The organism is Methanothermobacter sp., from assembly GCF_030055435.1.
GTDB lineage: Archaea > Methanobacteriota > Methanobacteria > Methanobacteriales > Methanothermobacteraceae > Methanothermobacter.
Genome location: NZ_JASFYG010000002.1, coordinates 155,971 through 182,248, shown reverse-complemented (window position 1 = coordinate 182,248; position 26,278 = coordinate 155,971). Strand labels below are relative to the sequence as shown.

Below are 26,278 nucleotides of genomic sequence, written 5' to 3'. Positions count from 1 at the left end.
TTTTATTAAACTTTAAATAACTCCCCTCCCTATTTTTTATATGGTGTTTGCTGATGGCTGAAGAGACCAACCAGAAGATGATGGAGATTTTAAGGATCCTTGCAGAGCACGACGACGTCCTTGGAGCAAAGATAATAGCATCAGAACTTAAAAAGAAGGGCTACGACCTTGGAGAGCGTGCTGTCAGATACCACATGCGCATACTTGATGAAAAGGGTCTTACGGAAAGGGTTGGTTACGCCGGAAGAAGGATAACAGAAAAGGGGCTGCAGGAGATAAACCGTGGCCTAGTCTACGACCAGGTGGACTTCATATTCTCAAAGTTCGAGAGTATGATCTACCGTACAAGCTTCAACCCGGATACCCTTGAGGGGAAGGTGGTTGTAAACACATCAAGGATATCCCCTGAATCCATTGAAACCCTGAAATACGTTATGAAAAATGGTTTCTGTTTGAGCCCCCGTGTCAGACTCGAAGAACATGATGGGGAGTTTGTAATAAGTACCATCTGCGGGACAACGGTTGATGGTCTTCTGCTCATGAATGGAATCCCTGTAATACCCCAGTTTGGGGGGCTTGTGAGGTTCGAGGAGAGCAGGCCAGTGAACTTCAGGGAACTCATAGCATACAAGAAGACATCTATGACCCCCCTAGAGGCATTCACATCAGAGAACATGACCTCAGTTCTTGATGTCATTGAAAATGGAGAGGGGACCGTACCTGCAAACCTCCGCCTTATACCTGGAACCGCCCGGGAGGAGGCCATTAAACTCTTCAGAAAACTTGAGGAAGTCAATATATCAGGAGTCCTCAAGGTGGGTGAGCCAGGGGGAGATGTCCTTGGCGTTCCTGTGGCTGACGGGATGGTTGGGGTTGCCATAATAGGCGGGATAACTCCACTCTGCGCAATACAGGAGGCAGGTTACAGGGCCGAGATTAAACTGGCAGAGAACCTCATTGACTTCAGAAACCTGGAGCCCCTCGTAAAACCCGAGGGGAGGTTGATGGCGTCTGCACCTGAAAGGGGTGTCAGGGTCCGATTCCTGCTTTCAAAGGCCTGGAACCTCATAAACAGGGTTGATTTTAACCACAGAGATTTTTCCGGGAGGGTAATTGCAAACATATCCCTGGTTAAAAGAGAGGATCTTGATGAATCCCTCGAGATCATACGTGACGTCCTGGGGAAGCGCCCTGAATTTTCAACCCTTCCACTTATAGGAATCACAGACGAGGGAAAAATGGCTGGAATTGCAACTGTCTGCAGCCTCACCCTGGACGGCATACTCATAAAGAACGGTATCATGTCCACACCAAAGTACGGCGGCCTTCTTGAGGTTGGAGGTAGGGATCCGCGCTTTGTTGAACTAACAGCCTACAGCGGCTCATCCCTGGACCCCCATGAGATCTACGTTTCAAAGAATATGACCGCAGTTCTTGAAGCCCTTGATGGTCCAGGCAGGGTACTTGCAAGTCTCCGTGAGGTGCCATACCTTGCAAGGGATCACGCCACGGACCTCATTGGAGATCTATCAGAAGCAGGTTTCAGCATACTGAAAATCGGGAAACCTAGTGAGATAGTCTACAACGCCCGCGTGGAGAAGTACCATGCTGGGATAGTGACCCCTGGAGGCCTGAACCCCCTTGCGGCTGTCCGTGAGGCAGGTATTGATATAAGGATGAAGGCCGTTAAGGGTCTCATGGAGCTTAAGGAATTCATGTATGTTGACGAGGTGTGAACCCTATTTCATGGACTAGAACCCCTGACCCTGGAACTCATACATGACTGGTGTAAAACTTATTTTTATAATGATCATAAGATTATATAATCAGAGACAAGGTGATTTATTTGAAAAAGGAAAATAGAATTGCAACCTGCGATGAACTCTGCAGGTACATAAGGGAAGAGGTTAAACCAGGGGATACTGTGAGGCTATCCCTCGGCCGCGTATACATTCCTGGGAAGGTTGTAACCAACAACGCCGGAGTCATACAGATAAAAATAGACAGCGACCTCATAAAGGGCCTTACAACCATTGACGTTGAGAAGCTGAAGGACTACCTCATCGAACTGGAGCACGAATGTGAGGGTGGGGTATGCATAATTGAGGCTGTAGATGAATGAGGTGATTTAATGTCCGCTGTGCTGGAGATAGTTTCACTCATAGTGGCTGGATTTATAATTGTGAGTCTGATGGCCCATCTACTCAACAGAGAAGCGACATAGGATATTATTTTAATTTTATCTACTTGAAGTCTATTACTCCATGAGTCCCTCAATAATGCTTTTTAATTTTTATTATGGTTTCATGGTATGCTGTTCCATGACCCATCCCTGTCTTTCCATCCTCAATCACAGTATTTATACACCCGCCCCTTGAGAGCCAGGTACCCCTGAATGATAGGGCACATCCAGGATACACTTTATCAGAGGACCTTACAATTGCACATGTTCTACCCACACATGATTCAAGAGTCACGGTTTCACCCTCTTCAAATCCTATTTTTAATAGGGTTTCTGGATGTATAAAGACCTCTAGAAGCTCTTCTTCATCATATGGTTCTCTGCATCCTATCCATTCAGAGTTCATCACCGTTAAAAGTCTAAGAGATTTTTCATCCGAGGTGCTGACCTCTGAAGGAATTTCTGATGGTAAGATAAACCTTCCGCTCTCTGTATAGAATTTGAAATCCTCAAATGGAACTTCTGGAATTCCAGGCGTCCTGTATGGCCTTTTTAAAAGATCAGGGAGCTCTATTCCATGGTAATCAAGGATGGGTGCTGCTATGATTTCAAGCCATTCCATGAGGGATCCCCCCATCTTATCAAGGCCCATGAACTCTGACAGACTCTGAAGGATCCAGAATTCTGACTGACATTCCCCTGAGGGCCTGACTGCTGCATTTACCGGAGAAACGTAGGGATGACCGTAACTGCCCACCAGATCGGTTTCCTCAAGGAAGGTTGTTGCTGGAAGAAATATGTCGGCAGCATATGATGTGTCGTTGAGGAAGTGGTCGACCATGACCACAAGATCCATTTTTCTGAGGGCCCTCAGAGTTTTCATTGAATTAGGGCCGAGGTTCACCGGGTTGCCTGCAGTTATGAAGACACATTTTGCCTCTGGTGAATCCAGATTCTCAAGTTCCCTTCCGAAAAGCGGCATGGATATTTTTCTTCTGTCTTCAAGGCAGACCGATTCATCAAAACCGCCGTATTCATCAAAACCGCTGTTAACGCCCCCTCCCCTGATCCCTATATTGCCTGATATGGCGGCGAGTGCATCTATGAACCTGCAGGTGATGTGGGAGTTGAAGTACCGCTGCAGCCCCCAGCCAATGATTATGCTGCTCGGGCCATCTGAATAGGTGAAGGCAAGCTCATACATCATCCCTTCAGGGACCCCTGTGATCCCTGATAGTTCAGAGAGGCTGAAGGCATCAAGAACGTTCAGGTAGGCATCGGAGTTCTCTGCATGGTCCTCAATAAACCCCTGATCGTAGAGTCCCTCATCAATGATGATCTTTGAAAGTGCAATTGCAAGGTACATGTCGGTGCCTGGTCTAACCTGGCAGTGGATATCTGCTCTGGCGGTTGTCTCAGTCCTTAGAGGGTCAACTGTGACGATTGTCTTGCCCTTACGCTGGGCCCTCCTTATTATCCTCCAGAGGTTAAGGTCGGTAACTGCCGGGTTACGTCCCCAGATGAATATGTTTCTGCTGTTGAGGTGGTCGCTTGGTTCATGGGATATCCTTTTCCCGAAATCCATTTTATGGGCAGCTATGGCTGTACCTCCACAGAGAGTTCCCTCAAGGGTTGTTGCCCCTAGAGAATTGAAAAATCTCCTGTTAAGAAGTCTAAGGGCCGTTCTTGCCCCGAATCCCTGATAGTAGACTATGGATTCTGAACCGTATTCATCCCTACATCTGTTCATCACATCAGATACTGTTTGAAGTGCCTCATCCCAGGATATGGTTCTCCACTGATTTCCATCCCTCATGAGGGGTTTTAGGATCCTCTTAGGGGAGTAAAGCCTCATAATATGGTATTTGGCCGTTTTTCTGCATAAAAATCCCCTACTGTGGGGATGTTTTCTGTTTCCACCTATCGACCTTACAACTCCCCCCTTAACCCTGACTGTGAGACCACATGCGCCTGGACAGTCCCTTGTGCAGGTTGTGAAGACTCTCATGGGAGACCCGTTATACTCTGCAGGATATGTTCAGTTCCGTGAGTGATTTCAATATTGCCGCAGCTATTCCATCATCTGATTCAAAGACTATAACACCCCTCCTTTTAGCCTCCTCAAGGGGTTTTTCCCCTATCCTTCTGCATATTACGATTTCACAGTCGTCAATAAGGTCCAGGACCCGCCTCCATCTATCATCGTGCCTCTCTATTTTCCCTCCATCCACCTTTCTTATTTCAGAAAATTTGATTTCACTATCAATCCTCTCAAAAACTATGAAGGCATCTGCATCTGCGAAGTGTCTGTTAACGTATCTACCGTCATCCGATGCAACAGCTATCCTTATCACATGCATCACCATCGATCTCATATCCCTCATCATAGTGGCTCTCAAGTATCAGGTTTGTAAGGGAGTCAACAAAGGATATCCCCCCGCCATAGCCTGCTATTCTTATTCTCTGTGACCCAACCCTATCGTAAACCGGGAATCCCATCCTCAAGAGTGGTATTCCAAGTTCCCTGGCGACCCTTGCGCAGTGGGAGTTTCCTATAAGGACATCGACCTCTCTACCAGCAAGATTCTCCTTTAAGCCATATATGTCCACTCCACTTTCTGCCGGGAATCGAAATCCCCATTTTCTTTGAAGCTGGCTGATTTTTTCATGGAAGTATCTGCTCCTGGAACCTGTGAAAACATATGGTCGCATTCCCATCTCAAGTACCAGCGATGTTAATGCAACAGCATATGCTGGGTCTGCAAATATGGCCACTCTCCTTCCTGAGGTGTACTGATGGGAATCTATCATTGCATCCATCAGTCTACCCCGCTCCCTCCTGATGGAACGGGAAATATCTGAATTGAAAAGATCCAGGAGGACCCCTAAAAATTTATCTGTACCTTCAAGGCCTGCAGGGATCTGGAGTTCAATGTTTTTAACCCCGTATTTCTTTTCCAGGAACTCCCCTCCACCGTACCCCCCAAGGTTAAGGGTGGCCATGGAGCTACCTGCACCAGCTATTTCATGGATGGATGTTCCGTGACGTGTTATAAAATACGGGTCACCATCAAATGGTTCATCAAGGGACTCAGAGTTATCGGTTATCATGAGAAAATCCACTCCGATTCCTTCAAGAATATTCTTTATCTCTGAGGTGTCTGCAGGGCTCATGATACCATTTATGATGTTTATCCTATCAACAGGTTCAGCATGATCCCTGACAAGTGATCTGAGAATGGATTTAACAGCGGCCTCATATCCATCCACGTGTGAACCTCTGAAGCCAGGTGATGAAACCGTTATAATCTCAGACTCTCCTCTTCCCCTGTGTTTATCCACTATTCTATCAATGTCATCTCCTATTGTCTCTGAGAGGCAACCTGAAATTACACCTATAACTTCAGGGCTGTACTGTTCTTCAACCGTCTTCAGGGCCCTTAAAAGGTTTTCTTCTCCACCATATACAACTGTAGCTTCACTCAGGGAACTTGAGGCTATATTCACAGGTTCTCTGAAGTGTCTTGTGAGCTGAAACCTCATATATGTGCTGCAGCCCTGTGAACCATGTATGAGTGGCATTGAGCCCCTGATGCCCAGAAACGCCATGACAGCACCCAGGGGCTGACAGATGATTCCAGGATTCATTATGGTGCTTCTATGCTCCACTGGACATACCTCCTGGTTCCGATAACCTTTTTTTGCTGGCAATAGTCCATATGGGACTTTCCAGCGTTCTTTTAACCACCTCAGCAAAATTCAGGAATCCTCCAAAGCCTGAGAATGGTTTTATCCTGTCATGGTTAAATTCACAGAAGGGTATTCCAAGCTTATAGGAGAGATATTTTTCCTTGGCCCCTGAAATAAGCAGATCAGGCCTGTACTTTCGCAGCAGTTCTGAAAGTTCAACTGGATTTGCATCATCAAAGAGTATCAGTTCCCTTCCTGACTTCTCCATTATCTTCAGGTAGTCTTCAGGGAGCCCATTCTGGGTTCCGCTCATTATCACCTCCATTCCAAGGTCCCCAAATGCCCTTATAAGGGACCATGCCTTGTTACCGCCCACGTATATTGCCACCTTTTTACCCTCAAGGACTCTCCTGTAGCCCCTGATGATTCTATATGTTTTTTCTGCCATTGAACTGATCCATTTTTCAGCGCTGAGACCAAAGAAATCTGAAATTGATAGGAGAGAATCCATGGTCTCTTTTATGCCAAAAAAATTGACATTTATGTAGGGTATCCCGTATTTCCTCTTCATCTCCTCTGCAATGTAACCTGATGACTTGCTGCACTGTACAATGTTAAGCTGCGCTGTGTGGGCTTCTGAGATTTCAGCCACTGTTGAGTCACCGGTTATGGATGAAACCACGTGAATACCCATTTTCTCAAGTAGACCCTTTATCTCCCACAGGTCCCCTGCAACATTGAACTCACCCACAAGGTTAACCGAGTTTTCCCTGACTTCAGCATCTCCACGCCCTATTATGTGTCTGAGAATAACATCGCAGGCTAGCTGGTGGCCGAGTGACTTGTTGAAGCTTCTGAATCCTTCAGACTGCACCGGTATTACCCATCTTCCTGTTTTGTTTTCTGCTGTTCTGCATACAGCCGCTATGTCGTCCCCTATAACGCCTGAAACACATGTGGAGTAGACGAATATGGCTGAGGGGGAGTGGATTTCACTTATCTCCAGTATACATTCAAGGAGTTTATCCTCCCCCCCAAACACCACATCCTTTTCCTCAAGACCAGTTGAGAATCCCATCCTGTAGAGTTCAGACCCTGAGCTTCTGCTTCCCCTGATGTCCCAGGTGCATGCCGCGCACCCCACAGGTCCATGCACAAGGTGGGCTGCATCCGTTATGGGCATGAGGACAACCCTCGCCCCCCCATAAACACATGACCTCTGGGTTACCATGCCTGGAAGTGATTCGCGATTACAGCGTGGCCCTGACCCACTGCAGCTCCTTGTGAAGTGTTCTTTTCTGGGGGAGAGTGTCTCTATAATCGCTTCAGGGACCTCCTCAACCTTTAAATCTCCTGCGGTGGCCGTTGAAAAATTCTCTTTACTGCTGCAGTTTCCAGTGCTGTGGTTCATAGTATTCCCTGAGTACTGTGTTTGTTATTCTGTTTATGAGATTCACTGCCCCCCTGTAACCTATGATGGGCACCCTCTGATAGCCCACCCTGTCATATACAGGGAAGCCAACCCTCACCAGGGGTATTCCAAGGTCACGTGCTATGAGTCTACCATCGGAGTTTCCTATCATGAGGTCAACGGGTTCCTCTGCGAGTTTCGCCTCAAGTGCCCTGAGATCTGATTTTATCATGACATTTATCCTTTCACCTGCCTCAGATGCCACTGTCTTCATCCTATCAAGGAATAGTTGGTTATCTGTTCCTGTGCAAGTGTGGAGTGGAACCATCCCAAGTTCACAGAGGAACCTTGATATTCCCGCAACCATGTCAGGGTCCCCGTAGACCGCGGCTGTTCTTCCAGAGAGGTACCTTGAACTGAGGTCCGCCATTGAGTCAATCAGGATGCCTCTTTCATCGAGGAGTTCATCATTCACATCACTCTCTGAAATCCTGGCTACCGTGCGGACAAATTCATCTGTATTGCGGACCCCCACTGGTATGGAGTACTCACCCGGTACCCCGAATCGCTTTTCAAGTGTATTCACTGCTTCATCACCATACATGGTCATGGTCACTGTTCCAATACTGTTTGATGAGTCCTCTATTTCAGAAACTTGTGTTCCTCCAGGGGGGTAGAATGGCATCTTCTCTGTTTTTGATGGTCTGAGTGGGGAATCAAAGGGGTCTGAGGTATCAGTGAGTATGATATGGTCAATGCCCATAAGGCCCAGGATGTGTTTTATCTCCCTTATGTCGCCAGGGTTAACTATACCAGGTATCACGTTGAGCCTATGGTTACAGTCTCCATCCTCCCTGGCGAGGGTCTCTATGAATGATTTTATGGCATTTCCGTATCCCCTGAAGTGGTTTTCAACGAAGCTGGGTGTTGATATGTGGACCAGTTTTGTCTGGAACCTGTCTCCAAGTTCATCTCTCAGTTCAGTCTCAGCGACCCTCATGAAACCATCCACGTCATCCCCTATTATTTCACTTGAGCAGGTGGTTACAATTCCCACAAGGTCGGGTCTGAATCTCTTCACAAGGTTTTTAACACCGTTTATTATGTTACTTCTACCTCCGAATACGGCAGCGTCCTCATGAAGCGATGTGACGGCTATCTCTGCGGGTTCTCTGAAGTGTCTGTTAAGCCCGTATCTCACAAAGGTGCTGCAGCCCTGGGAGCCGTGAACCAGGGGCAGCCCCCTCCTTATACCCATGGTTGCGAACATTGCACCGAATGGCTGGCAGGTCACGAGGGGGTTTATCACAAGTTCCCTTCCCCTCTCCATCACGTTTATTTCTGGCATCAGTTAACATCCTCCTCGAATTCAAGCAGATCCCATACGGGATTGTATATTGCCGCATACATGTCCCTCGCCAGATTAAGGAATCCCTCAAAGCCTATGTATGGTCCGTTTTCATATGAGTGGATGAGTATACAGGGCACTCCAAGTTTATGGGCGAGGTATTTTTCCTTTATTCCTGATAGAATGATGTCTGGCCTGTATTTCTCGATGATCTCCTCGAGTTCCAGTGAGTTGGGGTCGTCCACTATCACTGTGCCCTCCCGGACCCTTTTCTTGATCTTCTCGTAGCCGTCTTCGTGTTCGAACATTGTTGAAACTGCAACCACTTCCATTCCAAGTTCGTCCTCGAGTGGTCTGGGAAGATGCCAGTTTTTCGGGCCTCCTGAGAAAACCCAGACCCTTTTACCCCTGAGTTTATCCCTGAAATACTGAATCTCTGGACCTATTTTTTCCATTCTGTCCTCTATCACCCTCTCTGCCTTCTCTGGTATTCCGAAATACTCCCCTATTGCCATGAGGTTTTTTCTGCAGTATTCCATTCCAAAGAAGTCAACCTTCATGTAGGGGACACCATATCTCTCCTCAAGGAGCTTTGCAATGTAGGTTGCTGACCTCTGACATCTGACCAGACTCAGCTTTGCCCTGTGCATCCACTTTATCTCATCATGGCAACAGTCCCCTGTGAATGTGCTCAGGACGTTTATCCCCATCTCCTCAAAGTATTTTTTCAGGACCCACAGGTCCCCATCGATATTGTACTCCCCTATGAGGTTCACGTCGTATTCTGTGGTTCTCGGGGGCTCCGCGGTTCCCACCAGCTTCTCAAAGAGTGTGTAGTTTGCAACCTGATGACCCTTTGACTGTGTTGGACCCGCAAAGCCCGGAGCGTTTATTGCAACAACATCCTTACCAATCTCCTCTGAGACCTCCCTTGAGATTGCATCAATATCGTCCCCTATGAGACCTGTTGTGCATGTGGCGTAGGTGTAAACTGCATTTGCCTCTGGAAATTCCCTGACCGCCTCCAGGATGCACCTTTTGAGTTTGTCCATACCACCAAACACCACATCAGACTCACTTAGATCCGTGCCGGTTATGTATTTGAGGTTGAAGTTTTCTATTGGGAACATGCTTCCATCAGGCATTTCCTGTGATGTGGGGTATCTCTTTGTACCGTAGCCATATGCTGTGCATCCAACAGGTGAATGGATAACATGAAGCGCATCCTTTATTGCCCCTGTTATCACACCCTTTGCACCTGCAAATGCGCATCCCCTTTCTGTCATGCAGCCGGGGATCGTTGTCGTGTTACATGCGGGTATGTCCTCCTGGGGATCCGCCTCATTCTTTACATAGATGTGCTTTTTTCTATCTGGTATTTCAGCATCGACATCAAACAGTTCAAATGGCATTTTCAATCATCCTTTGATTTATGAAATAACTAAAGCAGCACTTTATCCGCTCATTAACTCAGGATACAGTTTTAAAGCGCTTCAGTCCCTCTATCACCAGTCCTTATCCTCACTGCATCGTCAACCGGGCATACAAAGATCTTTCCGTCCCCAATTTTTCCTGTGTGGTTGACCTTCATTATGGCCTCCACAACCAGCTGGACGTCAGGATCCTCCACGGTTATCTGGATCATCCTCTTGGGAATGTACCTCATTGTTCCCCTCTCCTCCTGAACCTCAGCAGGGGGGGAGGGGATGGTGACCTCATCAATTATTGCCCTCTGCTTGCCCCTCCCGAGGACTCTGGTGGCGTTGAATGAGGGGAATCCCAGGGATTCAAGAACATCCCTGGTCTTCTTCATGCTTTTTGGTCTTATTATGGCGATTATTTCCTTCATTCAGACACCTAAAGGCCTTCTTCTCTTGTTCTGACGGTGTAGGCGTTTTCCACTGGGCTTATGAATATTTTACCATCCCCAATTTTGCCTGTGTATCCGCTTTCACTGATAACCGAGACCACCTTCTCTGCATCAGCATCGTCCACAACGATGAGCAGCATGGTCTTGGGTATCTCATCATAGTAGATTTCATCAAAGCGAATGCCCTTCTGCTTACCCCTCCCTATAACCTCCATCTTTGTGAGGGCCGGGAACCCTGCATCATCCAGAGCATCAGCCACCTCTTCGGACTTTTCTGGCCTTATTATTGCCCTTATCATCTTCATTTTTAACACCTAGTCCAGAACCCCGTATTTTATAACGAGGTCCTCCATTTCATCCATTGTCATGGGTTCTGGTATCACGAAATCCTTGTTTTCAATTATTTTTCTTGCGAGTTCCCGGTATTCCTGTGACTGGTTGCATTCAGGGTCGAATTCTATGACAGATTTCTTGTTGAATTCTGCCTTCTGTACAATGTTGTCCCTTGGCACGAAGTGTATCATCTGTGTCCCTATTCTATCACAGAATTCTTCAAGGAGTTCCCTTTCGCCGTCAACGTTTCTGCTGTTGCATATTATCCCTCCAAGTCTGACTCCGCTCTGTCTGGCATATTTCACCATGCCCTTGCAGATGTTGTTGGCTGCATAGAGTGCCATCATCTCACCTGATGCCACAATGTATATTTCCTCTGCCTTTCCGTCTCTTACTGGCATTGCAAAGCCTCCGCATACCACATCCCCCAGAACATCAAAGAATACAAAGTCCAGGTCATTTTCATATACCCCATGTCTCTCCATGAGGGTTATGGCGGTTATGACACCCCTGCCTGCGCATCCAACACCTGGTTCTGGTCCTCCTGATTCAACACATTTTATACCTCCAAATCCTGTTTCTATAACCTTGTCTGGTGTGCATGCACTCTCCCCAAGTTCACGCAGGGTGTCCATCAGTGTTGTCTGCATTTTACCACCCAGTATCAGGCGTGTACTGTCTGCCTTGGGGTCGCATCCATGGATCATGACGTTCTTTCCATGGAAGTAACTCATTGCCGCTGCAGTGTTCTGCTGTGTTGTGGATTTTCCGATCCCACCTTTACCATATATTGCAATTTTACGTACCATACACCAACCACCATCTCAGTCGGAAGTATGCTTCCTTCTTCCGACACTTCTATTATTGGAGGATACCCTATTTAAATTTTTTGGTGCATGGGTGAAAATTATGCGCTCAGCTATCCTAAACATGAACAGAAACCAAATCAAAAACAGAACTGGTGAAATATTTCAATGTACTTTAAGTATCCATAAAAATGAACAGCAACCAAATCAAAAATTTTAAAATAAATAGGAAAATTAAAGGCCTGAATTACTTTGAGGCCTTGTATTCTCTTACCTTTTCAAGGAGTCTCTCCAGGATCTCCCTGTCTGAGAGGAGGTCTGAGTCAACAACCTTCTTCATCCTTATGGGGACACCCTCCATACGGTAGGCTGTACCCTCAGCCTCCATGCCCACGATGGCCGGTGGAATTATGATATCAGCCATCTCGGTTGTGGGTGTCCTGTGGGGCTCGATTGCAATGACAGGTATCTCAGCCATCCTCTCAAGTGCCCTCTGTGGGAAGTGGGCGCCGGGGTCGGAGGCTATGACCATCATTGCATCGGCCTCCTTATTCTGGAGAAGGTCGTTTGCCCCGGTCTCACCAGGATTGTATCTTGGCTCCCCACCTGAGAAGTCAACACAGTATGGATATCCGCTCTCCCATGTGCAGACCTGGTTGAAACCTGTAACGTTGTAGTGTCCCCTCATGGGTATGAGGGTCCATTTTGCATAGTCATTGAGGTCCTCGACCATCATAATGGCCGTGTCAATGTTCCTGTGCTTACCACGGCTGTGGGTTATACCCATACCGAAGAAGAGTATACCGAACTGGGCCTTCTTGAGGACCTCAACGGCCTCCTCGATCTGCTCCCTTGGTACACCTGCAACCTCATCGTAGAGGATCTCGTTTCCAAGGAGGTATGCCCTCATTGCATCTAAAAGTTCATAGTCATGGTCAAAGTCCAGCTGAAGGTGTATGTCTGCAAGTTTTGCTGTGTCTGTTTTCCTTGGGTCAACCACTATGAGTGTCCTGTCTGATCTTCCCCTTTCCCTGAAGAATCCACGGGCAAATACGTTCCTTGATAGGTGCCTTGGGTGGGCGTGCATGGGGTTGCATCCCCAGTAGACCACAACGTCGGCCCTGTTCTTGACCTCACCGAAGGTACATATGGGGTATCCCACGTCCTGGAGTGCAAGTACTGATGGTCCGTGGCAGACTGAGGCTGTGTTATCTATTACTGCACCTGCCTCCTCCGCAAGTTCCATTCCAACGGCCTGTGCTTCACACTCTGTACAGCTCCACCCGTACATGAGTGGTCTCTTTGATTCTGCAAGGATCTTTGCGGCCTTGTCTATGGCCTCATCGTAGCTTACCTCAACGAATTCGCCATTCTTCCTTATGAGTGGCTTTTTGTACCTCACTGCACCCTCTGCATGCACGAACTTGCTGTGACCTATCCTGCATGCGTTGATGGTCCCGACAATCTCGTTGTCCTCAACCTTACAGATGATGTCATCACAGAGGGTTCCGCAGAAGGGGCAGACCACATTTTTCACGTATTCCATGATAATTACCTCCAGTTAGGGTTCTATGTGGCCGTTGCATCCGACAGCCGCATAGACTATACCCTTAGCTCCCTTAATTGCGTGATCTCCTTCAAACTTGTAGTATGCTCCGGGGAAGGTTTCCCCGTTAACCTCTATGTCCTTTTCAACACCAAGGTACTTGAATCCTGGTAGGAATTCCTGTATCATTCCCTTTACGATTATTGTTCCGCCGGCCATTTCGCCGCCTACCCTTGCAACGGCGTTGCCCTCGATGATTATGAGACCGTTGTTCATGTGTATTCCTGGCATTATGTTGACGTCGCCCTTGATGATGATCTTACCGCCGTTCATGTACTCTCCGATCTCGTTTCCGGCGTTTCCATGGACGGTTATTACGCCGCCACTCATGCCTCTCCAGTCACCACGGTAGGATGATCCAACATAGTCGGCCGCGTCTCCGAGGATTTCGAGTTCTCCTCCCCTCATGTCCTGTCCGGCCCATGATGCTGCGTTGCCTTCCACTGTGATCTTACCGCCCTTCATACCGGCTCCAACGTACATGTTCACGTTACCCTTTACCAGGATTTCGCCGGCTGTCATCTCCTGCCCTATCCTCTTGGTGTTGTATACATCACCGTCGATGATGATTTTGATATCTGCTGCAGACTCTGCTGGTTCTCCGCTGACGTCGAAGAAGTCTCCGAGTTTAACGACCTCGTTACCGTGCATTATCTGGATGTTTTTGATCTCGTCTATTGACTTTCCTGCGAATACATCGGGTTTGATGTTGGGTGCCTCCAGTGGCACTTCGGGCTGTTCCTTTGGAGTTAATATTATTTCACTCATAGCATCACCCCTTTAACTGGAGCGGATTTTGGCAGGTAATCGTCCTGCACAGGGTAGTTTGCAAAGTTGACAGAGTAGTACTGTTTGAATTTGCTCTCCACATTGGCAAGGACCTCACTGTAGATTGACTCATCAACCTGGGTGTCAACCCAGTAGGTTCTTCCGTGTGGTGAGGCCACTACCTCTCCGTCCTTAACCACTATTTCGCCGTCCTTGAGGACGTATGCTGCCCTTGAGAATCCTTCCTCAATTGCCATGTAATCGGCTGATGGGTCGACTGTTTCAGGGTTGATGTCGTATACTGCGATGTCTGCATCTGCACCGACTCCAAGGTGGCCCTTGGTTTCGCTGAGACCCAGGACCTTTGCTGATGTTGCCCTTGTGATCTGGGCTATCTCTGAGAATGTGTATTCCCTGTCAACTGTTGCTATGGTACTCTTCCTCTGGGCCCATTTGTGGAGTTCTCCCTCGATGAGGTTCATCCTGTACTTGTTGCTCATGAGCCAGGCTATGACCCTTGGGTACCTTGTGAATGGTCCGGCGTTTGGGCTGTCTGTTGTGAGACAGACCTTTCCTGGGTCATCGATGAGCAGGAATAACTCCATACCTATTGCCCACTGGACAGCGGGGACTGGTGCCCTTGCTGAGTATATGAATGGGACTACACCTGAACCTGTTTCGAGTTCCACGTCACAGTTTGCCCATTTGAGGCCGTTGAGTGAGTGGAGGTCGTATTCCATTGGACCGTCCGCTGTCATTGTTGTGGTCTCATCGAGGGTTATCTGACCAACGTCTATGACTATGTGGTCGTTTTTGTTGACGTAGTCTGCGATCTTTGGTGCCTCGGATACGAAATCCCTCCAGGTGGTTCCACCGTAGCTGTGGAACTGTACGTGTGTGGCGTATAGAACTGTATCCCTTTCACCTGTTGCAGGGTTTGGTTTAATGTTCTTTGGCACGTCAAAGGATGCCAGGGTTGTCTCGTAGTTTCCTGGGTGTCCCAGGTCGTTACAGTGGAGGTGTATTGAGTGTGGTAGCTGGAGTTTCTCGTTGACCTCTGCGAGTCCCTTTATGATTTCTGCAGGTGTTATGTCGAAGTATGGTGCAGGGTCATGGATGCCGTGGACGTTTCCACCCCATCCCCAGGCCTCTGTACCTGCCGGGTTAACTATCTTTATTGTGTAACCCTTAGTTGCTTTGAGGAGCCATGATGCGTAGGCTGCGCATCCATCCACGTCTCCATCCTTGAGGTACTCCATCACGAACCAGTTGTTACCGAAGAGTGGGTATGCTGCGTGGTCTATTATGGGTGTGTCGTGGAACTCCTCATGGGTGTGCCTTGCAAGGAGTGGTGGCATGGCAGCCTCCATGGCGGTGGTGTAACCCATCTGGGCGTACCTGTAACCTGTCATGAAGGTTGATGGTACTGAGAAACCGCTTCCGGCCCTTCCTGACTTGAACTTTTCAGCGTCCCTTCGGCTGTCTTCTGGCCTGTACATCCTTCCCACGTTGACCTTTGCACCGGCTATGTGGGAGTGTGGGTCGACACCTCCAGGCATCACCATTTTTCCAGATGCATCAATGACCTTGGCGGAGTCACTGACGCTCTCAACTATTTTACCATCCCTGACGCAGATGTCCATTTTTTCTCCATCGACGTTGTTAAGAGGACAGTAAACAAATCCGTTTTTGATTATGTATTCCATTTGAATCCTCCCGCTGAACTAATTAAATCTGACCTACTTTACCGTAGACCTTCATGAGGGTGGGCATGTCAGGAACCTCTTCATCGGTGGGTATGATCTCCACCGGTATGTTCTTAAAGCTGGGTGTTGCTGTTGAATCCGTATCTGGTCTTATGACCCTGTTGGCCCATGGACCCATTGGTATGTAGACCATTCCATCTGGTAGTGGTTCCTTTGCTTCAACAGCCTTTACAACCACATCACCATACTGTGATATGACCTTAACGTTGTCTCCTTCGCTTATTCCCAGCTGCTTCATCATGTCCGGGTTCATCTGAATTATTGCAGCTGCGTCCACGTACATTTTAAGATCCTTACCTGATTCTATGGCCTGTCCCTGCCATATTGTCCTTCCTGTGTTGAGTATGACCATCATTCTAATTCCTCCAGTCTTATTGCATCCACAGGGCAGCTCTCGACACATGTGCCACATTTTCCGCACAGTTCAGGGTTTTTTATGTTTACAACCCCGTCCTCAACTATCATGATGATCTCAACATCATCTGTTGGGCCCTTTCCACCGGCGACTTCCGGGCTTCTGAGGGCATTTACGGGACATGCGATTACGCAGTTTCCGCATCCATGGCAGAGTTCAGGGTATGCCTTAAGTCCAATTGCCATCTGATTACCTCCATTTATTTGAGTAGTGATTCAAAGGCGTTTTTCCATGCCTTTGATTTGATTGGAGTTGTATTTATTTTGCTCCTCTTAACCTCTATGGCGTTCACAGGGCATGATCTTTCACATGCTCCGCAGTATATGCAGAACCTTTCGTCCTTGTAGAGTTTGGTTGGTTTTTCACCGGGTTTCTCTGGTTTCGGGAATGAGAGAACGTTGCATGGACATACCATCACACAGGTTTCACAGGCCTGGCATGTATCCTGGTCAATTATCAGTTCTCCCTCGAATGGCTTCGTCACTGTTGCAGCATCGACAGGGCAGATCTCCTGGCACCAGCCACAGTTTACACAGAGCTCAGGGTCGATGTAGGATGTTCCTGTAACCTCAGGAACCTTTATCTCGTATTCGCCGTATGGACAAATTCTGCAGACCTCCATTATGGCGTCAACAGGGCAGATCCTCTTACATATTCCGCAGTGGACACATTTGTCCTCGTCCACGTTAATGTCAGTTGCTACGGTTGGGCTTGCTGAACTTGGTATCTGGTGTTCTATCTCTATGGCGTCAACAGGACACATTTCCTCGCACATACCACAGTAGATGCAGGTGTCCTTGTCTATTTCGATTTCACCTGTTATTAGGTCCTTCCTTTCTGGGAGTTCTCTTGTTATGGTTATGGCGTCCTGTGGACACGCTGTTTCACATGCCTTGCACTGTATGCATGTTTCATCATCTATCTCGGCTGATTTGAGTATTTTAGGATATTCTGCAAGGTCTTTTATTGATGTTCCGTCAATCTGAAGGTCAAGAGCTTGGAATGGGCAGATTGAGCTGCACATACCGCAGAGGACACATTTGTTTTCATCAATTAGTATCTTGGGTTCATCCTGTTCTGTTCTGACCATTGCACCTGTTGGGTTAACCTCAATTGCATTGACCGGGCATATCTCGCCACACAGTCCGCAAACAGCGCAGAGACAATCCTGGAAGGTCAATTTTCTGTTTTCTTCGCCGGTCCGCTCCACGGTAATATTCTTACCTTCAATTACTTCGGTCGTTTCCATCAATTTCTACCTCCTTTATTTCTATAGAATCAGTTGGACACATATCAACACAGATGAGACACCCGCAGCACCATTCGGAATCCACATGTGCCTTGAGGTCTCGGAGGGTTATGGCCTTCATGAGGCATGTGTCCACACATAGCCCGCACCCAATACATGAGTTCCTGACGTTTCCCTGGAATTTCCTCTGCTGGCATGTCTTCACTATCGTCCTTGTCATCTCCGTGCTCTGTGTAAGGGAGTGGGTGAGAAGAAGGAAATCCCTTGGACACATCTCTGTTATTATCCGTGCAATTTCTATTGACCTCCATGAGAGGTTTCGCCCGTTGAGGTAGTGAGAAACAGTTGATCTGTTTATCTTCAGAGCTTTGGCTATCTCTCTCTGTGAATGGCCCTGTTTTGTTAGGTTTACAGCTGCTATGTATTTGAGTCCAGAAACTATATGTTTCGGCATAGGGTCACCATGTGTGTTAATCACACATTTAACCGCTAGGTATATAATAATTTTCTACAAAAAACAAATAGAAAAATATATATATTAGTGTGTTGTTAGTACACATCCCTGGTCAAGTCAGCAATAGAGAAAATGTATAAATGAGTGTGCTGGTGGCACACATCTTATCTTTAGCTAGACGCGAGACACCTTGACCGGAGTGAACTTGAGTTCAGGCATCCCTGAAAGAGGGTCCCAGTCTCCGCCCGTAAGGACATTTGCGGGGGCATCTGCAAAGTGAAATGTCATGAAGACCACACCTCCCATAACCTCATCTGTAACCCTTGCCCTCATCCTGAGGGAGCCACTCTCTGATGTGACCTCAACGGTATCCCCATCCCTTATACCCAGAGAGGCGGCATCATCGGGGTTCATGAGAAGCTCATCATGGTCTGAGAACGATTCCAGTTCCCTCACCCTTGAGGTCATGGACCTTGTGTGGTACTGGTAGAGGTTCCGCCCCGTTACAAGGACCAGCGGATACTCCTCCGAGACATCCCTGAACTGGTAATCAGGCAGCAGGAACGATGCCCTTCCTGTGGGTGTTGGGAATTCTTCAGAGTGAAGATACCCTGTTCCCTCATTCTCCTCTGATGTGCAGGGCCACTGTATACCGCCATATTTCAGCCTTTCGTGGGAGATGCCAGCATATGATGGTACAAGTTCCCTTATCTCATCGAATATCCTGGACGCTGATTCATAATCAAAGTCCTCCCTTCCCATCCTCCCTGCAATCATGGAGATTATCTGCCAGTCAGGGAGCGCATCCCCCGGGGCATCCAGTGCCTTTCTCAGAAGCTGAACCCTTCTCTCGGTGTTGGTGAATGTGCCATCCTTCTCTGCAAAGGATGCTGCAGGCAGAACCACATCTGCAAGTTCGGCTGTCTCGGTGAGGAATATATCCTGTACCACAAGGAATTCAAGACCCTCAAGGGCCTCCCTGGTCTTTTCAATGTCAGGTTCGCTCATAAGTGGGTTCTCACCCATTATGTACATGCACCTGATTTTTCCGTCTCTTGCGGCATCAAACATTTCAGGAAGCGTCATCCCCGCGGGGGGGATGGGTGAACCCCATTTCTCAGAGAATTTCTCTGCAGCCTCACCAAGGTCCTGATAGCCAGGGAGGAGGTCGGGAAGCGCCCCCATATCACAGGCCCCCTGAACGTTGTTCTGGCCCCTCAGAGGGTTGATACCCCCTGATTTTACACCTAGGTTGCCTGTAAGAAGCGCCAGGTTGCTCAGTGCAAGCACATTGCCCGTCCCATTGACGTGCTGTGTGATGCCCATTGAATATATTATGGATGCAGGGGAATTCGAGGCGTACATTATTGCGGCTCTCCTTATGTCCTCAAGTTTAACACCGGTTACCCTCTCCACCTCATCAAGATCCAGGGCCATGACGGCATCCCTGAACTCCTCAAATTTCTCTGTGCGGGACTCTATGAATTCACCATCATGCAGACCATCCTCCAGTATGAAGCGGCACATTGCCATTAAAAGCGGGATGTCAGATCCCGGTCTATTCTGAAGATGGATATCTGCAAGTTCAGATAGCCGTGTTTTCCTTGGATCCACCACGACCAGCTTTGCACCAGACCTCACGGCACTGATTACGCTGTAGGAGGTTACAGGGTGCGTCTCTGTTGGGTTGGTCCCCACCGCCAGTATACAACTGGCACCCTCCAGTTCAGATATGGAGTTGGTCATTGCACCGCTACCCAGACTCATTCTAAGTGCTGTAAGTGATGGGGCATGGCAGAGCCTTGCGCAGTGGTCAATGTTCCCTGACCCCATAACTGCCCTTGTGAACTTCTGCAGCAGATAGTTCTCCTCATTGGTGCACTTGGCAGATGCAACAGCCGCAAATTCTTCTCCAGTATATTCAGAAAGCCTTTCAGCTACAACTGAGATGGCCTCATCCCATTCTACCTCTACAAACCTTCCATCAACCTTTATCAATGGTTTTTTGAGTCTTTCATGGCTGTTTACAAATTTAAGGGCGAACCTCCCCTTCACACATAACCTTCCCCTGTTAACAGGGCTGTCAGGGGCGCCCCTTGAACTCACAACCCGGTTCCCCCTCACCCCAAGGTAGATCTCGCAGCCGACGCCGCAGTAGGGGCATACAGTCCTCACCTCAGTTGATGGCCTCTCAGTCCTGGGTAGTAGGGCGCCCACCGGGCATGCCTCTACGCATTCACCACATGAGACGCAGCTTGAATCAAGTATATCCTTGTCCATGAAGGTGGCTATCCTTGTCTCATGGCCCCTGTATGCAAAATCAACCGCCTCTGCACCCACTACCCTGCAGATACGGACACATATGCCGCAGAGGATGCACTTATCATGGTTTCTCAGGAAAAACGGGTTGGATTCATCCACATCAATCCATGAAATCTCAGGTCTCATCCTCTCAAGGTCCTCTTCAGATACGTTGAGGTAGGATGAGACCTCCTGAAGTCTGCAGTCACCTGATGCAGGGCACGCAAGGCAATCCCTACTGTGTTCAGCTATTATCAGGGATAAGGTGGTCCTCCTGATCCTGTTTATCCTTTCAGACTCTGATATGAACTCAGCACCATCCTCTGCGGGGGTCTCGCATGCCGTTACCAGACGTCCCTCACTGTTTTCAACCAGGCACAGCCTGCAGCCCCCGAATGGTTCAAGTCCATCCCTGAAACAGAGGTTGGGTATGTAGATGCCGTTTGCAAGGGCTGCCTCGAGGACCGTCATCCCCCTGGCTGCCTCAACTTCCCTTCCATCGATCCTGAATTTTACAGTCCCCTTCATGTTATCTTCAGCTAATTTTTTATACTGAAAATTTATCCCCACATAAAATAAAGTTTATGAAGAGGTGAAAGTATGAGGATAGTAGGGGTGACAGGCACCAAGGACACCGGCAAAACCGTCCTGGTTGAGAAAATCGTCGGAAAACTCGTGGATGCGGGTTACCGGGTCGCGACCCTCAAGCATACTCATGGGGGATTTGATTTTCCAGGCAAGGACACCGACAGGCACCGGAGGGCCGGTGCAGAGATAGTTGCAGGAACTGGCAGGGAAACCTTCTTCCTTATCGACAGGGAAATGGACCTCCCTGAGGTTGTGGGTGTCCTTGAGATGCTGGATGACATCGACTTCCTTGTGGTTGAGGGCTTCAAGTCAATGGAGTATGCCAACATATCAACATCTACACCAGGAGAATTCACCTTGAAGGTTGTTGATCCATTCAAAATCGATGAAGTGGATGACCTGATTGAGCTCATAGAAAAAAGAAGCTACGGCCTCCTTCAGGACCTCAACTGCGGTAAGTGCGGGTTTGAATCATGCAGAGAGTTTGCAAAGGCAAAGGTTCAGGGTGATGCAGATGATACAAACTGTAAGAGCCAGCCTGATAGGGTTCTCCTCAGGGTGAATGGAAAACCCGTCCCCCTGAACCCCTTCGTCCAGAACTTCATAGCAGGTACTGTTCTCGGCATGGTGGGTGCCCTTGATACAGAAAGCCTTAAACATCAAAAGGTTGATCTCATCATAAAAAGACCAGATTAATATCGGGGTAGAGAATGCAGGTTCATGATAACCACAGAAGACCGCTGGTATCACTGAGAATATCTGTAACGGGGCGCTGCAATGTCAGCTGTATCTACTGCCACCGGGACGGAATCGTGCGTTCAGACGAGGAGATGAGCCCAGAGGATATAGAGAACATATGCAGGGTGGCCTCTGACCTTGGTGTGAAGAAAATAAGGCTTTCAGGTGGCGAGCCCCTCATAAGGGATGATATTGTTGAGATAGTTGAGAGGATAGACAGTATTGGATTCAGGGATATCTCCATAACAACCAACGGGACCCTCCTTGAGGATCTGAGTGTCCCCCTGAGGGATGCCGGGCTTGACCGGGTCAATGTCAGCTTCGACACCCTCAACCCTGAAACCTACCGGTTCATAACCAGGAAGGACTACCTTGAGAGGGTTAAGGCGGGGATAGAAGGTGCCGTTATGGCTGGCCTCGACCCTGTCAAGATAAACATGGTGATACTGAGGGGTGTCAATCACCACGAAATATGGGACATGTTTGAGTTCTGCCGTCAGCAGGGCGCGGTGCTGCAGATAATAGAACTCCTGAAAACCGACAGCTGCCCTGATAATGGAGTGGAGAGGTACCACTTCGACATAACCCCCATTGAGGCTGAACTTGCAGAGATGGCTGACCGTACAATGACAAGGAAGTTCATGCAGGACCGCAAGAAGTACTTCATCGGGGACGGGGAGGTGGAGGTTGTGAGGCCCATGGATAATACAAGGTTCTGTGCAAACTGCACAAGGCTTAGGGTAACCCCTGATGGGAAGCTTAAGCCGTGCCTCCTCCGTAACGACAACCTGGTGGACACCAGGGAAGCCCTCAGTTCCGGTGACCTTGAGGGTCTCCGTGAACTTTTTCTTGAGGCCATCAGAAGGAGGTCTCCCTACTATCAGTCCTGATTGGCCGGGGAATATGGCCCTGGAACCCTCAAAACAGCGTCCCTCTTACATGTTTCAAGGCAGGACCCGCACTTGAGGCAGCTCTCCTGATCTATAACATGCAACTCATCCTTTGAACCCTCAATGGCGTCCGCGGGACATGTCTTCAGACAGGCCATACATCCGTCACATTTTTCTGAATCTATGAGGTAGTGCATGAGCTGGCTGCATGATGCTGCGGTGCATTTTCCGTTTATGTGGTCATGGTATTCGTTTTCAAAGTACCTGAGGGTGGTTAGAACAGGGTTTGGGGATGTCTGGCCCAGGCCACAGAGGGATGCTGCCCTGACGGTTTCTGCGATGTCCCTGAGAATCTCCGGGTCCTCCTCTCTTCCTGAGCCCTCAACTATATCATTGAGTATCATGAGCATCTGCCTTGTACCCACACGGCACGGGACACACTTTCCGCATGATTCCCGCTGAGTGAACTCAAGGAAGTACCTTGCAAGTTCAACCATGCATGTATGGTCAGATAAAACCACGAGGCCCCCTGAACCCATTATTGCGCCGGCAGATGTCAGTGAATCATAGTCTATGCCTGTGTCAACAAGTTCAGCCGGGAGGCATCCGCCGGATGGTCCTCCTATCTGGACAGCCTTGAGCTCACCGTCCCTTACACCCCCACCAATATCATGGATGACCTCCCTCAGAGTTGTGCCCAGGGGAACCTCTATGAGGCCGGTTCTCCTCACATCCCCCACAAGGGAGAAGGTCTTGGTTCCGGGACTCCCCTCAGTCCCCAGGGTGTTGAAGTACTCTGGGCCCTCCTGCATTATCATTGAGACAGCTGCAAGTGTCTCCACATTGTTTATAACAGTTGGCTTCCCCCAGAGGCCGCTTGTTGTTGGGAATGGTGGTCTGGTACGGGGCATCCCCCTTTTACCCTCAATGGATGCTATGAGGGCTGTCTCCTCTCCACATACAAATGCCCCTGCCCCCTCCTTTATCCTTATATCAAGGCTGAACCCAGAGTCCAGGATGTCCTCGCCGAGGAGTCCTAGATCCCGGAGGTCAGATATTGCGGTTCTCAGTCTTTCAAGGGCAAGGGGGTACTCTGCCCTGCAGTAGATGTAGGCCTCCTCTGCACCCACAGCGTATGCTGCTATAAGTATCCCCTCCAGGAGGGAGTGGGGGTCCCCCTCTATGAGTGAACGGTTCATGAAGGCACCCGGGTCGCCCTCGTCGGCGTTGCATACCAGGTACTTCACATCGGATTCCTCCTGGCGGCAGAGGCTCCACTTGAGCCAGGTGGGGAATCCTGCCCCCCCACGGCCCCTGAGTCCAGAATCCTTCACCTCTTCAATGATATCCTCAGGTTCCATCTCCAGTGCCCTGAGGAGCCCCTGGTATCCCCCTGTCGCCAGGTAATGGTTGATGTTCTCTGGGTCTATGAGGCCGCATCTTCGGAGTATCCTCCTTGACTGTTTCTCCATGAAGTCAATGCTGTAGGAGGGTTCAAATGAGTCGCCACTGAAGGCCACGTTAACATGACCAATGGCTGAGGATTGCTCACCATCAGCGAGCTCCTGAATTATCCTCTTTGCAAGTCTCCTGTTCAAGGATCCGTAGATGGCTCCACGGGTATCACCGTTGAAGACGGTCACCATGGGTTCGGCATAGCAGAGACCCATGCAGCCTGTGTGTACGATGCGACATTCAACTGAGAGCTCAGAAGCCCTCTCAAGCAATACTCTCTCTATTTCATGAGCCCCCGCGGATCTTCCACAGGTTGCTGAACCAAGGAATATAACCGGCTCGTCCCTGAAGAGGGACATATATTCATCCAGTGCCCTTCCTGCAATATCTTCAAACATTTTAAACACTCTAAGACTTTTTTGGGAAAATTTTGCTTACCCTCGATGGCTTTATGCGTGATACAACATCATCGTTTACCATGGCACATGGAGCCAGGGAGCAACAGCCAATGCATCCCACCGATTCCAGGGAGTACTCCATATCCTCTGTGACGTCACCCTCACCGATGCCAAGGTGCCTCTTAAGGGCATCCAGAACCTGTTCAGCCCCACTCACATGGCACGCTGTTCCGGTGCAGACCATTATGTGCTTCCTTCCCTTCGGTTTGAACCTGAACTGGGCATAAAAGGTTGCAACCCCGTATACATGTGTTTTACTGACCCCTGTGAAACCAGCAACCTCCTCCAGGGCATGCTCCGGCAGATAGCCGTAGACATCCTGAATATCCTGGAGGATGGGTATGATCTCTGAGGCATGGCCAGTGTAGCCAGAGAATATCCTCTTCAATTCCTTATCCATCAGAAACCTCCACCTAAATGTGAGATCCATTCTAGTGTCGCATTCATATTAATTAGGATGAATGATTAAACATCTGTTTAACTGTTAAACCAGGGTGAATATATGTTTTTAGATGAGAGGTGTGGATGAATGTCACTTTACAGAGAGGTTGAAGCATTCCGTGTGGATGATGGGATGCGGAGGGTCCCTGAAAGAATCGTGAATGACCTTGAGGTGCGTATCCGAATAAATGGGGGCTTGGAACAGCGCTTCACCACAAGTCCCGCTGCCCTTAGGGAATTCGCAACAGGCTACCTTCTCGGCGAGGGACTCGTGGACTCGGTGGATGATATAATATCCATGGATATCACAGAGAACCTCATCGACGTTGAGATAGAATCAGAGGACCTTGAGATAAGGCGTGAGCTTGTGATGGGCTCTGATTGCTTCGGTGGATGGAGGCAGAGGGCTGAGATGGTGGAACCAGTTGACTCAGACTTCACGGTAAGGGCTGAGGACATATTCAATGCTTTCAGGCGTATGGTGAAGGCAGCGACAGTTTGGAGGATGACTGGAGGTACCCATGTTGCCGCCCTTGTGACCGGGGATGAATTCAGGGTATTTGAGGATGTCAGCAGGCACGTGGCGGTCGATAAGGCCCTGGGCTCCGGTGCCATGGACGGTGTTAACTTCTCCAGGAGCTTCATGGTCTACAGTGGCAGGATGCCCGCGGATATGCTTATAAAGGTTGTGCGTGCCGGGGTTCCCATAATAGCATCGAACGCCGCCCCAACATCATCAGGGTATGAAGCTGCAAGGAAGACTGGTCTTACAATGCTGGGATTTGTAAGGGGGAGGAGGTTCAACATATACAGCAACCCTGAGAGGATAATACTTGATTAGGGTATTGCCGCTGATTCTGATCATTTCAGATACCTCCTCAAAAGCAGATTTTATTCAAAAACGCTGTGCCTCTCGTTGAGGTCCTCCTCCCTCTTATCAAGCCTGTGCATGAGTTCAGCTATGAGGCCGTCCAGAAAGACAAGGGCTGATATCTCAAACAGTGTACCCAGCGGTGTCCTTGAGTGATGGTTGCCCCGTATCTGCCTCTTCATATAGTTCTTCTCGCCGTCGATCTTTGTCCTGCCCCTCACGGTTACGGTGAGGTCAGCTATCTCTCCAAGTTCTGATTCTGGATGTGAGGTTACAGCAACGACCTGGGCACCCCTTTCCTTGGCTATCCGGGCAGCGTTGACTATGTAACTTGTAGTCCCTGAGCCTGATATTGCAATCAGCGCATCACCCTCATTTATGGCTGGTGTTATGGTCTCACCCACCACGAAGACGTTTATCTCAAGGTGCATGAGTCTCATGGCGAAGGCCTTTGCAACAAGCCCCGACCTCCCCAGTCCAAGAACGAAGACGTTTCCTGCGGATGTGAGGGTCTCTATGAATCTGTCAACTGTTTCAGCGTCAATCTCATTTTCCATTTTCTGTAGATTATCCACTATATCCCTGATGGCCTCTCTCATTATCATTGCAACACCTGTAATCTAATATATGGGTCATGA

The 26,278-nt window shown here is 48.8% G+C and carries 25 protein-coding genes; 5 read left to right on the top strand and 20 right to left on the bottom strand.

Annotated elements, in window-relative coordinates; all coding sequences use genetic code 11:
• Positions 1-53: 53 nt before the first annotated feature.
• Positions 54-1,736: a DUF128 domain-containing protein gene (locus QFX30_RS02685; RefSeq protein ID WP_300487863.1), complete on the top strand. Its 1,683-nt coding sequence runs from the start codon at positions 54-56 to the stop codon at positions 1,734-1,736.
• Positions 1,737-1,837: 101 nt separating this feature from the next.
• Positions 1,838-2,122 (top strand): DUF2097 domain-containing protein, encoded by a 285-nt coding sequence (locus QFX30_RS02680; protein WP_300487859.1) that lies wholly within the window; start codon positions 1,838-1,840, stop codon positions 2,120-2,122.
• Positions 2,123-2,273: 151 nt separating this feature from the next.
• On the opposite strand, the gene QFX30_RS02675 is transcribed toward QFX30_RS02680, so the two are convergent.
• The 17 genes from QFX30_RS02675 to fdhF all read right to left on the bottom strand — a co-directional run bounded on the left by QFX30_RS02675 (position 2,274) and on the right by fdhF (position 20,727).
• Positions 2,274-4,190, bottom strand: coding sequence for a molybdopterin-dependent oxidoreductase (locus QFX30_RS02675; RefSeq protein WP_300487856.1), 1,917 nt, complete (start codon positions 4,188-4,190; stop codon positions 2,274-2,276).
• 10 nt (positions 4,191-4,200) lie between these two features.
• Positions 4,201-4,536 (bottom strand): NifB/NifX family molybdenum-iron cluster-binding protein, encoded by a 336-nt coding sequence (locus QFX30_RS02670; protein ID WP_300487853.1) that lies wholly within the window; start codon positions 4,534-4,536, stop codon positions 4,201-4,203.
• On the bottom strand, positions 4,508-5,851 hold the full coding sequence (locus QFX30_RS02665; RefSeq protein WP_300487850.1) for a nitrogenase component 1: 1,344 nt from the start codon (positions 5,849-5,851) through the stop codon (positions 4,508-4,510). Before QFX30_RS02665 ends, QFX30_RS02670 begins: the two co-directional genes overlap by 29 nt.
• Positions 5,841-7,283, bottom strand: a complete 1,443-nt coding sequence (gene nifE / locus QFX30_RS02660) for a nitrogenase iron-molybdenum cofactor biosynthesis protein NifE (RefSeq protein ID WP_300487848.1) — start codon at positions 7,281-7,283, stop codon at positions 5,841-5,843. Before nifE ends, QFX30_RS02665 begins: the two co-directional genes overlap by 11 nt.
• Positions 7,252-8,631, bottom strand: a complete 1,380-nt coding sequence (locus QFX30_RS02655) for a nitrogenase component 1 (RefSeq protein WP_300487845.1) — start codon at positions 8,629-8,631, stop codon at positions 7,252-7,254. Before QFX30_RS02655 ends, nifE begins: the two co-directional genes overlap by 32 nt.
• Positions 8,631-10,043 carry a nitrogenase subunit alpha gene (locus QFX30_RS02650; RefSeq protein WP_300487842.1) on the bottom strand — a complete coding sequence of 471 codons (1,413 nt, stop codon included), beginning with the start codon at positions 10,041-10,043 and terminating at the stop codon, positions 8,631-8,633. The genes QFX30_RS02655 and QFX30_RS02650 overlap by 1 nt, the downstream gene beginning before the upstream one ends.
• 71 nt (positions 10,044-10,114) lie before the next feature.
• Positions 10,115-10,480, bottom strand: a complete 366-nt coding sequence (locus tag QFX30_RS02645) for a P-II family nitrogen regulator (protein WP_300487837.1) — start codon at positions 10,478-10,480, stop codon at positions 10,115-10,117.
• A gap of 8 nt (positions 10,481-10,488) precedes the next feature.
• Positions 10,489-10,806: a P-II family nitrogen regulator gene (locus QFX30_RS02640; RefSeq protein WP_300477458.1), complete on the bottom strand. Its 318-nt coding sequence runs from the start codon at positions 10,804-10,806 to the stop codon at positions 10,489-10,491.
• A 9-nt stretch (positions 10,807-10,815) separates the two neighbouring features.
• On the bottom strand, positions 10,816-11,643 hold the full coding sequence (gene nifH, locus QFX30_RS02635) for a nitrogenase iron protein (protein ID WP_300487834.1): 828 nt from the start codon (positions 11,641-11,643) through the stop codon (positions 10,816-10,818).
• 244 nt (positions 11,644-11,887) lie between these two features.
• Entirely contained in the window at positions 11,888-13,189 is a 1,302-nt protein-coding gene (locus tag QFX30_RS02630) for a formylmethanofuran dehydrogenase subunit B (RefSeq protein ID WP_300488239.1), read from the bottom strand.
• A 12-nt stretch (positions 13,190-13,201) separates the two neighbouring features.
• The gene (gene fwdC, locus QFX30_RS02625) at positions 13,202-14,014 is read right to left on the bottom strand and encodes a tungsten-dependent formylmethanofuran dehydrogenase subunit FwdC (protein ID WP_300487832.1); all 813 of its coding nucleotides are present in this window, start codon (positions 14,012-14,014) and stop codon (positions 13,202-13,204) included.
• Positions 14,011-15,720 carry a tungsten-dependent formylmethanofuran dehydrogenase subunit FwdA gene (fwdA, locus tag QFX30_RS02620; RefSeq protein WP_300487829.1) on the bottom strand — a complete coding sequence of 570 codons (1,710 nt, stop codon included), beginning with the start codon at positions 15,718-15,720 and terminating at the stop codon, positions 14,011-14,013. The genes fwdC and fwdA overlap by 4 nt, the downstream gene beginning before the upstream one ends.
• 22 nt (positions 15,721-15,742) lie before the next feature.
• Positions 15,743-16,135: a tungsten-dependent formylmethanofuran dehydrogenase subunit FwdD gene (gene fwdD, locus QFX30_RS02615; protein WP_300487826.1), complete on the bottom strand. Its 393-nt coding sequence runs from the start codon at positions 16,133-16,135 to the stop codon at positions 15,743-15,745.
• Positions 16,132-16,380, bottom strand: a complete 249-nt coding sequence (locus QFX30_RS02610; RefSeq protein ID WP_192961650.1) for a 4Fe-4S binding protein — start codon at positions 16,378-16,380, stop codon at positions 16,132-16,134. The genes fwdD and QFX30_RS02610 overlap by 4 nt, the downstream gene beginning before the upstream one ends.
• Positions 16,381-16,394: 14 nt before the next feature.
• Entirely contained in the window at positions 16,395-17,444 is a 1,050-nt protein-coding gene (gene fwdF / locus QFX30_RS02605) for a tungsten-dependent formylmethanofuran dehydrogenase subunit FwdF (RefSeq protein WP_300487817.1), read from the bottom strand.
• A complete protein-coding gene (locus tag QFX30_RS02600; RefSeq protein WP_300487814.1) occupies positions 17,422-17,898 on the bottom strand; it encodes a 4Fe-4S binding protein in 477 nt (158 codons plus the stop codon). The genes fwdF and QFX30_RS02600 overlap by 23 nt, the downstream gene beginning before the upstream one ends.
• A 174-nt stretch (positions 17,899-18,072) precedes the next feature.
• Positions 18,073-20,727, bottom strand: a complete 2,655-nt coding sequence (fdhF, locus tag QFX30_RS02595) for a formate dehydrogenase subunit alpha (RefSeq protein ID WP_300487811.1) — start codon at positions 20,725-20,727, stop codon at positions 18,073-18,075.
• Positions 20,728-20,799: 72 nt separating this feature from the next.
• Between fdhF and mobB the strand changes: the two genes are divergently transcribed.
• Together mobB and moaA are read left to right on the top strand one after the other, a co-directional pair.
• Positions 20,800-21,483 (top strand): molybdopterin-guanine dinucleotide biosynthesis protein B, encoded by a 684-nt coding sequence (gene mobB, locus QFX30_RS02590; protein WP_300487808.1) that lies wholly within the window; start codon positions 20,800-20,802, stop codon positions 21,481-21,483.
• A gap of 14 nt (positions 21,484-21,497) precedes the next feature.
• Positions 21,498-22,415: a GTP 3',8-cyclase MoaA gene (moaA, locus tag QFX30_RS02585; protein WP_300487805.1), complete on the top strand. Its 918-nt coding sequence runs from the start codon at positions 21,498-21,500 to the stop codon at positions 22,413-22,415.
• Here moaA and QFX30_RS02580 read toward each other — a convergent pair.
• Together QFX30_RS02580 and nuoE are read right to left on the bottom strand one after the other, a co-directional pair.
• Positions 22,406-24,268, bottom strand: coding sequence for an NADH-quinone oxidoreductase subunit NuoF (locus tag QFX30_RS02580; RefSeq protein WP_300487802.1), 1,863 nt, complete (start codon positions 24,266-24,268; stop codon positions 22,406-22,408). The genes moaA and QFX30_RS02580 overlap by 10 nt on opposite strands.
• Positions 24,269-24,278: 10 nt before the next feature.
• Positions 24,279-24,728, bottom strand: coding sequence for an NADH-quinone oxidoreductase subunit NuoE (nuoE, locus tag QFX30_RS02575; protein ID WP_300487801.1), 450 nt, complete (start codon positions 24,726-24,728; stop codon positions 24,279-24,281).
• A gap of 129 nt (positions 24,729-24,857) precedes the next feature.
• Between nuoE and fdhD the strand changes: the two genes are divergently transcribed.
• Complete coding sequence (gene fdhD / locus QFX30_RS02570; RefSeq protein ID WP_300487798.1) at positions 24,858-25,610, top strand: formate dehydrogenase accessory sulfurtransferase FdhD; 753 nt, start codon at positions 24,858-24,860, stop codon at positions 25,608-25,610.
• 50 nt (positions 25,611-25,660) lie between these two features.
• On the opposite strand, the gene hxlB is transcribed toward fdhD, so the two are convergent.
• Complete coding sequence (hxlB, locus tag QFX30_RS02565) at positions 25,661-26,245, bottom strand: 6-phospho-3-hexuloisomerase (protein ID WP_300487795.1); 585 nt, start codon at positions 26,243-26,245, stop codon at positions 25,661-25,663.
• Between the last annotated feature and the right edge of the window lie 33 nt (positions 26,246-26,278).

What these genes read in the sequence shown, in the direction of transcription:
- QFX30_RS02685 (WP_300487863.1), top strand. Translation starts at nt 54, where the DNA reads ATGGCTGAAGAGACCAACCAGAAGATGATGGAGATTTTAAGGATCCTT.
- QFX30_RS02675 (WP_300487856.1), bottom strand. Translation starts at nt 4,190, where the DNA reads ATGAGAGTCTTCACAACCTGCACAAGGGACTGTCCAGGCGCATGTGGT.
- nifE (WP_300487848.1), bottom strand. Translation starts at nt 7,283, where the DNA reads ATGAACCACAGCACTGGAAACTGCAGCAGTAAAGAGAATTTTTCAACG.
- QFX30_RS02655 (WP_300487845.1), bottom strand. Translation starts at nt 8,631, where the DNA reads ATGCCAGAAATAAACGTGATGGAGAGGGGAAGGGAACTTGTGATAAAC.
- QFX30_RS02650 (WP_300487842.1), bottom strand. Translation starts at nt 10,043, where the DNA reads ATGCCATTTGAACTGTTTGATGTCGATGCTGAAATACCAGATAGAAAA.
- QFX30_RS02645 (WP_300487837.1), bottom strand. Translation starts at nt 10,480, where the DNA reads ATGAAGGAAATAATCGCCATAATAAGACCAAAAAGCATGAAGAAGACC.
- QFX30_RS02640 (WP_300477458.1), bottom strand. Translation starts at nt 10,806, where the DNA reads ATGAAGATGATAAGGGCAATAATAAGGCCAGAAAAGTCCGAAGAGGTG.
- nifH (WP_300487834.1), bottom strand. Translation starts at nt 11,643, where the DNA reads ATGGTACGTAAAATTGCAATATATGGTAAAGGTGGGATCGGAAAATCC.
- fwdC (WP_300487832.1), bottom strand. Translation starts at nt 14,014, where the DNA reads ATGAGTGAAATAATATTAACTCCAAAGGAACAGCCCGAAGTGCCACTG.
- fwdA (WP_300487829.1), bottom strand. Translation starts at nt 15,720, where the DNA reads ATGGAATACATAATCAAAAACGGATTTGTTTACTGTCCTCTTAACAAC.
- fwdD (WP_300487826.1), bottom strand. Translation starts at nt 16,135, where the DNA reads ATGATGGTCATACTCAACACAGGAAGGACAATATGGCAGGGACAGGCC.
- QFX30_RS02610 (WP_192961650.1), bottom strand. Translation starts at nt 16,380, where the DNA reads ATGGCAATTGGACTTAAGGCATACCCTGAACTCTGCCATGGATGCGGA.
- fwdF (WP_300487817.1), bottom strand. Translation starts at nt 17,444, where the DNA reads ATGGAAACGACCGAAGTAATTGAAGGTAAGAATATTACCGTGGAGCGG.
- QFX30_RS02600 (WP_300487814.1), bottom strand. Translation starts at nt 17,898, where the DNA reads ATGCCGAAACATATAGTTTCTGGACTCAAATACATAGCAGCTGTAAAC.
- fdhF (WP_300487811.1), bottom strand. Translation starts at nt 20,727, where the DNA reads ATGAAGGGGACTGTAAAATTCAGGATCGATGGAAGGGAAGTTGAGGCA.
- mobB (WP_300487808.1), top strand. Translation starts at nt 20,800, where the DNA reads ATGAGGATAGTAGGGGTGACAGGCACCAAGGACACCGGCAAAACCGTC.
- moaA (WP_300487805.1), top strand. Translation starts at nt 21,498, where the DNA reads ATGCAGGTTCATGATAACCACAGAAGACCGCTGGTATCACTGAGAATA.
- QFX30_RS02580 (WP_300487802.1), bottom strand. Translation starts at nt 24,268, where the DNA reads ATGTTTGAAGATATTGCAGGAAGGGCACTGGATGAATATATGTCCCTC.
- nuoE (WP_300487801.1), bottom strand. Translation starts at nt 24,728, where the DNA reads ATGGATAAGGAATTGAAGAGGATATTCTCTGGCTACACTGGCCATGCC.
- fdhD (WP_300487798.1), top strand. Translation starts at nt 24,858, where the DNA reads ATGTCACTTTACAGAGAGGTTGAAGCATTCCGTGTGGATGATGGGATG.
- hxlB (WP_300487795.1), bottom strand. Translation starts at nt 26,245, where the DNA reads ATGATAATGAGAGAGGCCATCAGGGATATAGTGGATAATCTACAGAAA.